At 63.4% G+C, this 9,872-nt stretch carries 10 protein-coding genes; all 10 read right to left on the reverse strand.

The window, feature by feature from the left end:
- Nucleotides 1–125 precede the first annotated feature (125 nt).
- Nucleotides 126–980: a phosphotransferase gene (locus LOC56_RS15985; RefSeq protein ID WP_229953256.1), complete on the reverse strand. Its 855-nt coding sequence runs from the start codon at nt 978–980 to the stop codon at nt 126–128.
- 26 nt (nt 981–1,006) lie between these two features.
- Nucleotides 1,007–1,801, reverse strand: coding sequence for an inositol monophosphatase family protein (locus LOC56_RS15990; RefSeq protein WP_229953257.1), 795 nt, complete (start codon nt 1,799–1,801; stop codon nt 1,007–1,009).
- The gene (ligA, locus tag LOC56_RS15995) at nt 1,798–3,978 is read right to left on the reverse strand and encodes an NAD-dependent DNA ligase LigA (RefSeq protein ID WP_231703928.1); all 2,181 of its coding nucleotides are present in this window, start codon (nt 3,976–3,978) and stop codon (nt 1,798–1,800) included. Before ligA ends, LOC56_RS15990 begins: the two co-directional genes overlap by 4 nt.
- A 167-nt stretch (nt 3,979–4,145) precedes the next feature.
- Nucleotides 4,146–4,580, reverse strand: a complete 435-nt coding sequence (locus tag LOC56_RS16000) for a hypothetical protein (RefSeq protein WP_229953259.1) — start codon at nt 4,578–4,580, stop codon at nt 4,146–4,148.
- Nucleotides 4,581–4,627: 47 nt separating this feature from the next.
- Nucleotides 4,628–5,092: a hypothetical protein gene (locus LOC56_RS16005; protein ID WP_229953260.1), complete on the reverse strand. Its 465-nt coding sequence runs from the start codon at nt 5,090–5,092 to the stop codon at nt 4,628–4,630.
- An 82-nt stretch (nt 5,093–5,174) separates the two neighbouring features.
- Entirely contained in the window at nt 5,175–5,627 is a 453-nt protein-coding gene (locus LOC56_RS16350) for an immunity protein YezG family protein (protein ID WP_229953261.1), read from the reverse strand.
- A 72-nt stretch (nt 5,628–5,699) separates the two neighbouring features.
- Nucleotides 5,700–5,939 carry a hypothetical protein gene (locus tag LOC56_RS16410; RefSeq protein WP_229953262.1) on the reverse strand — a complete coding sequence of 80 codons (240 nt, stop codon included), beginning with the start codon at nt 5,937–5,939 and terminating at the stop codon, nt 5,700–5,702.
- Between the two features lie 229 nt (nt 5,940–6,168).
- Nucleotides 6,169–9,204, reverse strand: coding sequence for a DNA/RNA non-specific endonuclease (locus tag LOC56_RS16020; RefSeq protein ID WP_229953263.1), 3,036 nt, complete (start codon nt 9,202–9,204; stop codon nt 6,169–6,171).
- Between the two features lie 58 nt (nt 9,205–9,262).
- Nucleotides 9,263–9,649 (reverse strand): DUF6507 family protein, encoded by a 387-nt coding sequence (locus LOC56_RS16025; RefSeq protein ID WP_229953264.1) that lies wholly within the window; start codon nt 9,647–9,649, stop codon nt 9,263–9,265.
- A 5-nt stretch (nt 9,650–9,654) separates the two neighbouring features.
- The coding region (locus LOC56_RS16030) for a pore-forming ESAT-6 family protein (protein WP_229953265.1) at nt 9,655–9,872 on the reverse strand (218 nt) is incomplete at its 5' end.

Genomic DNA, 9,872 nt, shown 5'->3' on the forward strand with positions numbered 1-9,872 from the left:
ATAACGTGCCCCGACAGCCATGGGACAAGCCGCCGACGACCAGGCCCAAGGGCTGGGCCATAGAACCTGACGACGAGGACCCGACCACCGAAGATCGCTTCTGAATAAATCCACGCAGACGAAACCTACGAGAAGTTGGCCAGCGCGTCCTTAATCATCCGGTGGCCTTGTTCCTCGAACTTATAGTCGCCGACCCGGTAAGCCCAGGCAGCGGTCGAAACGGCCTCGCGCAGCAGCATCACATTCCAGAGATCACCGTCTCTGGAGTCCGTTCCGTACCCCTCGAAAAAGGCAGCCTCCAGATAACTGCGAGACCTCCATTGCTGCACCGCCAAGCGACAAAGATCGGTTGCGGCAGGCCTCAATTCGTACCGGCCAAAGTCGATGATCCTCAAATCGCTGCCGTCCATGAGCCAGTTGCGAGGTTGCCAGTCACCATGGGTCGGAACGAGAACCGCCGGCTTGGGCCGATAGGCGCCGAGAATGGCCCCGGCCTGTTCAACGTGGGATTTGGGAATGCGGTGAGGCTTCTCCAGCCAAGACAACGCTTTGGCAGTGGCCCGCACCTCATAGTCAACGTCAGTACGCGCGGTTTGCTCATGGAATATCCGCAAAAGATTGCCAGCCTGCCGATACGTTTCCGTGTCGTATTCAGCTGCGGTCCCCTCCACGAGGGAACCCTCCAGATACTCCGTGACCAAGATGTTCTCGGAACGGTCCGACTGGACTAGTTTGGGTGCACGGTTCTGCCGGGACCAGACGCTGATCCATGACTCGTGGGCGTCTATCTCACGTCCTATGTGGTGGTTGGAGGGCCCGGCCGCTTTGACTACATACCTGTGGTGCCTGTCCGCAACTTCAAGGACCGCGGTATCCAGAAGGTTCCAGGAAAGATCCGCAACGAGACGCACCCCCGGCAGCCAAGCCTCGACAAGTTCAGCCTGCCGCGGGCTCAACCGGTTCCGGTGCCAGGTTTCCATTCCCGCAGACTAGCGTCCAGCCGCAGCTAACCCAGCAGCGCAGCCCCGGCAACAGTAACCGCGTCGAGCCGCTCGGCGTCGTTGGCAGGCTGCGGAGGACGCTGGACAGGAACGCCGGCCTCCTCGGCAATCAGGGCGCCGGCTGCGTAGTCGTATTCGTTGAGACCGCGCTCGATATAGGCATCCAGGGAACCGTCCGCCACCATGCACAGGTCCAAGGCCGCGGACCCCAGCCGCCGCACATCGGCGAACTGCTCCGCCAACGGTGGCAAAGCCGCGTACTGCTCGGAGCGCACCGAAGCATCATAGGAGAACCCTGTACCGAGCAGCTTTCCGACCCGCTGCGGATCGGGACCGGTGAGCTTCCGGACGCTGCCGTGCTCGGCCAGCCAGGCACCGTGCCCGCGGGCCGCCGAATACACGCGCACCAGCGCGGGAGCGTGAACGACGCCGGCCAGCCACTCGCCGTCGTCGTTCACCGCTGCCACCGAGGTGCCGTAATAGACGATGTCGCGGATGAAGTTGGTGGTGCCGTCCAGCGGATCGATGGACCAGCGGATGCCGGAGGGATGCACCGGGACAGCCGGCTCGAGCTCCTCCCCCAGCACTGTGTCGTGCGGACGCAGGCGGGCCAGGACCTCCCGGACCGCTACCTCGGCGGCGGTGTCGAAATCGGTGACCCAGTCGCCGTCGGCACTCTTGTTCACCGCGTTGAGACCGCCGGCAGAGCGCTGTGCCAGCACAGCGGCACCGGCGGCGGCCGCTTCGCGGGCCACTTCGAGCAGTTCCAGCGGGTCCGCCGCGTCGGGTAACGGCATCATTCGGACTCCCCGGCCGGCACGGACTCCGGCTCAGATTCAGCGGCCGGTGCGGCGCCGCCCGGCACGGATCCCTCGGCCAGCAGCGTGCGGAAGTCGTCTTCGTCGATCACGCGGACGCCCAGCTGCTCGGCCTTGTCCAGCTTGGTGCCGGCGTTCTCTCCTGCCACCACATAGTCGGTCTTCTTGGAAACCGATCCCGAAGCCTTGCCGCCGCGGGTCAGGATGGCTTCCTTGGCCTCGTCGCGGCTGAAGTTCGGCAGCGTTCCCGTGACGACGACGGTCAGGCCCTCCAGTGTCCGCGGCATGGATTCGTCGCGTTCGTCGGCCATCCGCACCCCGGCAGCGGCCCACGCGTCCACGATCTCGCGGTGCCAGTCCTCGGCGAACCATTCCTTCAGGGCGGCGGCGATGGTCGGGCCGACGCCGTCGACATGCGCCAGCTGCTCTTCCGTGGCGGCACGGATGGCCTCCATGGAACCGAAGGCACCGGCCAGGGCGCGTGCCGCCGTCGGACCTACATGACGGATCGACAGCGCCACCAGAACCCGCCACAGCGGCTGGGTCTTGGCCTTCTCCAGTTCATCAAACAGCTTCCGGGTGGTGGCACTGGGCACGGACGGCTTCTTGGCGGTGCCCTTGGTGTAGAAGTACGGCACGAGTTCGGTGCCGTCCACCACGCCCTTCACCCGCTTCGGCCGTTCGATCCGCACATCCGCCAGGTCTTCGATCTTCAGGTCGAACAGACCCGCCTCGCTGGTGAGCGGCGGGGTTTCCGGCTCGGCCGGCGAAGTGAGGGCGATAGCTGCCTCCCAGCCGAGCGCTTCGATGTCGAAGGCACCGCGGCCAGCCAGGTGGAACACCCGCTCGCGCAGCTGCGAAGGGCAGGACTTGGAGTTGGGGCAGCGGATGTCCACGTCCCCTTCCTTGGCCGGCTTCAATTCCGTGCCGCAGGAGGGGCAGTGGGTGGGCATCACAAAGTCGCGTTCGCTGCCGTCACGGAGTGCGACGACGGGGCCCACGATTTCGGGGATCACGTCACCGGCCTTGCGCAGCACCACGGTGTCGCCGATCTTCACGCCCTTGGCCTTCACCACGTCCTGATTGTGCAGCGTGGCCATTTCCACCGTGGAGCCGGAGACCAGCACCGGCGTCATCATCCCGTAGGGCGTGACCCGGCCGGTGCGGCCCACGTTCACGCGGATGTCCAGTAGCTTGGTGTTCACTTCCTCCGGCGGGTACTTGTAGGCCACGGACCAGCGCGGCACGCGGGACGTGTTGCCCAGGGCGCGCTGCAGGCCGAAGTCGTCCACCTTGACCACAATGCCGTCGATTTCGTGGGAGAGATCGTGCCGGTGCTCGCCGTTGTCGGCAATGTACTTCAGCACTTCCTCGTAGGTGTCCAGCACCTTGTAATAGGGCGACGTCGGCAGTCCCCACTGCTTCAGCAGTTCGTAGGTTTCGGACTGGCTCGCCACGTTGAGTCCTTCCCGTGCCCCGATGCCGTGCACGTACATGCTCAGCGGGCGGCGGGCGGTGACTTCGGGGTCCTTCTGCCGCAGGGAACCGGCGGCGGCGTTGCGCGGGTTGGCGAACGGTGCCTTGCCCGCTTCCACCATGGTTTCGTTCAGAGCCGCGAATTCCTTTGAGGGGATGAAGACCTCGCCGCGGATTTCCATTTCTGCCGGCAAGTCCTCGCCCTTGAGGGTGCGCGGGATGGAGGCGATGGTGAGTACATTGTGGGTGATATCCTCGCCCGTGGTGCCGTCCCCGCGGGTGGCGGCCCGGACGAGTTCGCCGTTGCGGTAGAGCAGGTTGACGGCCAGTCCGTCGATCTTCAGCTCGGTCAGCCACTTGATCTTCGCACCGGGAGCAATGTTGGCCACGGACGCTTCGGCCTTGCGTACCCAGGCGTCGAGCTCATCGAGGGAGAAAACGTCCTCGAGGCTGTACATCCGCTGCAGATGTTCCACCGGAGAGAAGGCCGCGGATACTTCGCCGCCTACCTCCTGGGTGGGCGAATCGTTGGTGACCAGCTCGGGGTGCAGCGCCTCAATCTCTTCCAGCCGGCGGTAGAGCCGGTCGAATTCCGCGTCCGAAACCAGGGGTGCGTCTTCGTTGTAATACGCGAAGCGGTAGCGGCGCACCTGCTCAGCGAGCGTCTGATATTCCTCGCGCAGGTCCCCGGCGGGCGGGGTGTCTGTACTGACCGACTCGACGGCGGCTTCGGTGACCGTGGGTTCAGGGGATGTCTTGGCTGTGCTCACCTAACCAATCTTGCCGTATAGCGTCCGGTTGCGGGAGCTTTACGGGACTACGACGCCGGCGTCGGCGTCGGCGCCCGTCGTCACGAACCATGGCTGCCAAGCCCAAGCTTCGGAGCCAGCCACGCCGGAATATGCTCCGGATCCCGCGGGAACTTCTCCTGGTCTTGCTGATAGGACCGATCAGCAAGCCGGAAACTCCAGGCCGACTCCTCATCAAAGTTGTAGTGCGTTTCCACATGGCCCTGGTTATCAATACGCATTTCCATGGAGAACCAGGTGCCGTACCCCGGCCGATACATAAGTTTGCGCAACGGCCGCAGCAGAGAAAAGGCGCGTTTCGAGTTAGCACGCTCTTCGATCCCGTTACGGTAAACATAAGTCAGTGATTCCGTCACCTTTCCCGACGAACGCGCCTCAAACTTCAACGACTGCCAGCCGCCCCGAACGCTCTCGTGAAGAACCCGAGCCAGTTCCCTTTCCAACTCGGTCCTCCGCAAGACCGCATCAACTGCCACTGACTCCTCAGACACAGGCCTATCCCCTCATCATTTGATGGTTACCGCTACTGCACGGGTGAGTTGGAAGCGACGCCGAGCCCAAGCTTCGGAGCCAGCCACGCCGGAATATGCTCCGGATCCCGCGGAAACTTCTGCTGGTCCCGCTGATAAGTCTTGTCGGCAAGCGGGAAACTCCAGTCCGCTTCCTCGTCGTAGTTGTAGTGCGTCTCGGCATGCCCCTGGTTATCGAGGCGCATCACCATGGAGAACCATGTGCCGTACCCCGGCCGATACATCAGCTTGCGCAACTGCCTCAGCAGAGGAATGTCATCATTAGACGAGTTGGCACGCTCTTCGACACCGTTACGGTCAACATAGATCATGGACTCCGTGACAGTTCCAGCAGAAAGCACCTCGAACTTCAACGACTGCCAGCCAGCCCGAACGCTCCCGTCCACGACCCGAGCCAGATCCCGTTCCAGCTCCGTCCGCCGCAAAACCAGATCCAGACCCACCAACTGTTCAGACACCGGCCAACCCCCTCATCATCGAATGGTTACAGCTACCTACTGCACGGGTGGGAGCCGAACCTCCCACCCGGTAGAACTAGAACTAGTTGGATTCGCCGTCTAGCCCAAGCTTCGGAGCCAACCACGCAGGAATATGCTCCTGATTCCGCGGAAAAATCCTCTGGTCCTCAACGTAGGACTCGTCATCCAACGGGAAACTCCAGTCCGCTTCCTCGTCGTAATTGTAATTCGCTGCCAAGTGCCCTTGGTTGTCAAGATTCATCGTCAACGAGAACCACGTACCGCAGCCTGGGCGGTACATTAATTTCCGCAACTCCAGGAGCAAGTCAAAGGAATCATCCGATGCGTTTTCGCGCTCCTCGACGCCGTCGCGCTTGACGTAGATCAGGGACTCGATGACGCTACCGGTGGCAACCGCAACGAACTTCAGGGACTGCCATCCCGGGGGAACGCTGCCGTCGACATCGCGAGCCAACGCGGTCTCCAACTCGGTCCGACGCAAAACCAGATCCAGACCCGCCAACTGTTCAGACACCGGCCAACCCCCTCATCATCGGATGGTTATATCTACTGCACGGGTGGGAGCCGAAGCTCCCACCCGGTAGAACTAGTTGGAAGCGCCGCCAAGCCCAAGCTTCGGAGCCAGCCACGCAGGAATATGCTCCGGATCCCGCGGAAACTTCTGCTGGTCTTCGACGTAGGACTCATCATCCAAGGGGAAGCTCCAGGCCGCTTCCTCGTCGTAGTTGTAGTGCGTTTCCGCATGCCCCTGGTCATCGATCTTCATGGTCAGGGAGAACCAGGTGCCATACCCCGGCCGGTACATGAGTTTGCGCAACTCCGACATGAGTTTGAATGACTGATTTGAATTTCTTTCAATCTTCACCACACCGTTCCGATCGACGTAGAGCTGGACTTCCGACACGGTGGCGGCCTCACGCCCCTCGAACCTGAGCGACCGCCAGCCCGGTGACACACTCCCGTCCACGTCCCGAGCCAACGACATCTCCAGCTCGGCCCGCCGTACAACTACATCCACTGTGGCACCATTTTCAGACATTGATGATCATCCATTCCTATAATCCGTCACTGGCATTTATAAATCGTTTCCGACCCGCAAACTCCCCATTTATGGCGTGTTCTACTACAAACTCCGTGGGCGTCTTTCCTCCATTATCGAAAATACTCTCGATCTCGAGCGTAAGGCGCACCGGCGGGGTTTGCCGACTCAATTCAATCAGTTGTTGTTCGAGGCGGTAAAAACTGTTTTTTCCCCCCACCGATTGGTTCACCTGGCGGAGCATAGCCTGCAGGTTGATCCGTTCGCGTACACCCCCGCTTTGCGTACCGATCAAATGACCACCATCGTAGCGGTACTTGTTAGGTACGTCCGCGGGCCTCATCCCCGGGTACATCTCCTGGAAGCCCGCACCCCCCACCGATCTCTGGATGCCCTCGCTGCGGATACCGTCCCTGGGCCGGTAGTCATCGATGAAGGCGTAGACCGTGTTGGCGTTGGAATCCGTCCGGTACATCACGACGTCGTTCACTTGGTAAACCACGTTCGGCAGCGGACGATTCAGGTCCGGGTGAATCCTATCGGGCAGACTGTTCGCGGTCACCACCGCGACCTTGCCGTTCTCGTCCGTGTAGAAGGTGCCACGGCCGGCGACGTCGTATTGGGTATTCGGCTGCAGCACGTCCCCTTCCTTCGCCCAAGCTGTCTTGGGCTTGTCGAAGTCATTGATCTCGATCCGGTGTTTCACCTCAGGGATGGCGTCCGCGACGCGTTCCTGGGCCGAGGGCACACCGGGAGCATCGGGAGCGTCGCCATCGGAGGGGGGAGCTCCGGCGTCGTCCGCAGGCGACGCATCGCCGTTGCCCGTTCCCTCTCCCGATGCGGTTCCGTCCGACCCGTTCTCACGCACCGGAACAGAAGCCTCAGCGGAATCCGGGCCGTCCGGGTCTCCGGTGGCGGTACGGCCACCGTCATCGTCCGGAACCGAGGACCGCTCCGGGGTCTCCACGTCGGTGTGTCCGGGCGCCGTCTGGCCAGGCGCCGATGTGCCGTCGTCGGGCAGGGTCTTGGGATCTGCCGAGGCGCTGTCTGTGTCTGTCGACGTGGGCGGCCGGTTCCCGGCCTCGGCGGCGTTGTCGCCCTTGGGGTCCCCGTCAGCATCAACAGCGTCCCGTCCGGTTCCTGCATTAGTGTCGGCATCCGTCTCCGGAGCATCGCTGCGCGCGGCAGGGCCACCTGCATCAGCATCCGTCTCCGGAGCATTGCTCCCGGCCGAAGCCCTACCAGTGTCGGCATCCGTCTCCGGAGCATCACTGTGCGCGGCGCCACGTCCGGCGTCACCGTCAGCGTCCGGTTTCGGTGCAGGAGCGGTCTCCGCCTGGGCTGAACTGCCCTGGCCGGCGTCGTCCCGGTCAGTAAGCGTTGCAGGCCCGCCGCGGCCTGCGGACGAGTCGGTGTTGCCGGGTCCGGACGGCTCGGGCGCCGTGTCGGTGTTTCCCGTACCGGCATTCCCTGATCCGGTGTCATCGGGTTCCGGCGCGTTCGCCGGGGCGTTATCCGGCTCCGGGGCGTTATCCGCCTCCGGGGCGTTATCCGGCTCAGGTGCATCCGCCGCAGTGCCCGGCGCTTCTGTGCGAGGCGGAGCGTCTGGCTCAGGCGTTCCGACGGGTGCCCGCGTACCGGTCCCACCGCCGTCGTTGGCCAGGTTGGTTCCGCCCGGAGCGGGAGCGGGTGAATCCGGGACATAGGGTGCGGGACGGGGACTTCCCCCGCCGGCCGGAGTCTGCTGGTCAGGGAACGTCCGGGTACCGGAGCCGGCCGCAGCTTCGTCCACGCTCTGTACCGGAGCACGACCCGCCGTGGTCGCGGCGTCGTCCACATCCGGACCGGGGTGCCCCACGCGTCCCAGAGCCGTCTTGCCGGCGTCCAGTGCGTTGCGTCCGGCATTGACGGCCAGACGGGAGGTGTCGATCTTGATTTTCTCGGCCATGTCGGTGATCTTGACGGTGACATTGGCGGCTTTGCCCAGTCCGCTGACCTCCACTGCCTTGCCGACTTTGCTTCCCGTTGCGGCGACGTCGCCCACCTTGGAGGCCACAGAGCCGACCTTGGCAGTGGCGCCCGCACCTGCAGTGAGGAGGATGCTCGCCAGGTCGAAGGATGAGGCCCCTGCCGCATAGGCCGGATCGGTCTTCCATTCGTCCCAGTGAACCGCTGCCTTGCCGACGGCAACCAGGTTGTTGGCGGCGTCCTTCACCTTCTGGCCGTTACCCGTAGCCACCATGACAGCAGTCACGCCGGGGACAGCAACGATGGCCAGATCGGTGGCCAGCTTCCCCAGTCCCTTCCAGGTCTGCGCAAACGCGTCCGCCCCGCCGAGGCCAACCATGTTGCCCAGGCCGGTGACCGTTCCTTTAATTCCGCTCCACACGCCCTTGGCAAAGGAGCCGACGGCGTCCCCGACGTCCTGCAACCAGGGCTTGTCGAACTCGCGCGGGTGGGCCCAGGGAACGTTGCCCTCCATCGATGCCGTATTCAGCGAATCACGGGAAAACCCATATTCAACTTCGCCCTCGCCGGCTCCGGCCTCCGTCGTTTCAACGTACTTGTCGCCGCCGTAAATCGCCTTGATTGCGTTCGCGAAATCCCGCTCGGCCTCGTAAAGGTCAGCACGGATGGAGTTAAGCTCGCCGGTGATGCTCTGTTGTTCGGCGTCGAGGTCCTTGTCCTTGTTCCAGTCTTCGTCATCCGCGGTTTTCTGATCGAAGGCCTCGGCGTCGGCCTTTGCTGTGGCAAGGCGGCTTTTCAGCCTGACAGCGGCGTCGGCGAAGACATTGGCGGCCTTGTCCACGGTGCCGAGGTCATCCGCAAGGTCCTGGGACGCGGTGGTGATGGGTTGGTAGGCGGAGTGGACCACTTCGGCGCCGTCAATGACGTAGACGTCCGGGGCCTGGAGCCTGCCCCAGGACTGCGCGGCTGAGTCAGTGATCGAATCGATGGCCGTGGCGCCGTCCAGCAGGGCTTTCGAGGCCGTCCGGACCTCCTCCGGTTCAGGCATCAAGGCTTCCAGCTCGGATACGTTAAAGACGGACATGGCGTCATTCACTTCCCGTTCGAGGTAACGAACCGTGTAGGTGCAGGAGTGCGGATGGTCAGGCGACGGCGACGGCGCCGCCGCGGTTGGACTGGCCGACGTCGGCGGTGTCGTACGAGCCGCCGGCAGTGCTTTGGGCGAGCTGGATCTGGGCCGTGCTTGCTTCGTCGGCCATCTGTCCGTCCGCGGATTCCACGATCACCACGGCGTTGCCCACTGCCTCCGCCGCGTCAGTGGTCCGCCCGCTGATGGTGGTTATCTTCGGCACCAGCACGCGCTGAGTGAACTCGGCGAGGGTTGCGGCCAGGGCCTCCCCCTTCGCCGCCGTCGCCAAGGCCTGGAAATTCCCTTCGAAGGCATCGATGTGCGCCTGGTACTGTTCGGCAAAGGTTGCCACTTCCCCCAGGACGGCGCGGACTTCCACGGGCTGGATTGAATAGGTCATGGCCGTTAGCCGATGTTCTGCACGGCGGACTTCGCCCGCGCACCCGCACCCGCAGCGGTCTCGTCATTCTGCGACAGCGTCTGCTTCACCAACGCGATAATGTTCCGGGTCTCATTCGCCGCGTTCCGGAAACGGTTCTCCACCGCCTGGTAATCCTCCGAAACACCATCAGCCTGGAAATCCGACATAGCCGCATTCACGGCCTTCTCACGCTCACCGATCA

The sequence above is a fragment of the Arthrobacter sp. zg-Y179 genome (assembly GCF_020907345.1).
GTDB classification, from domain to species: domain Bacteria; phylum Actinomycetota; class Actinomycetes; order Actinomycetales; family Micrococcaceae; genus Arthrobacter_B; species Arthrobacter_B jinronghuae.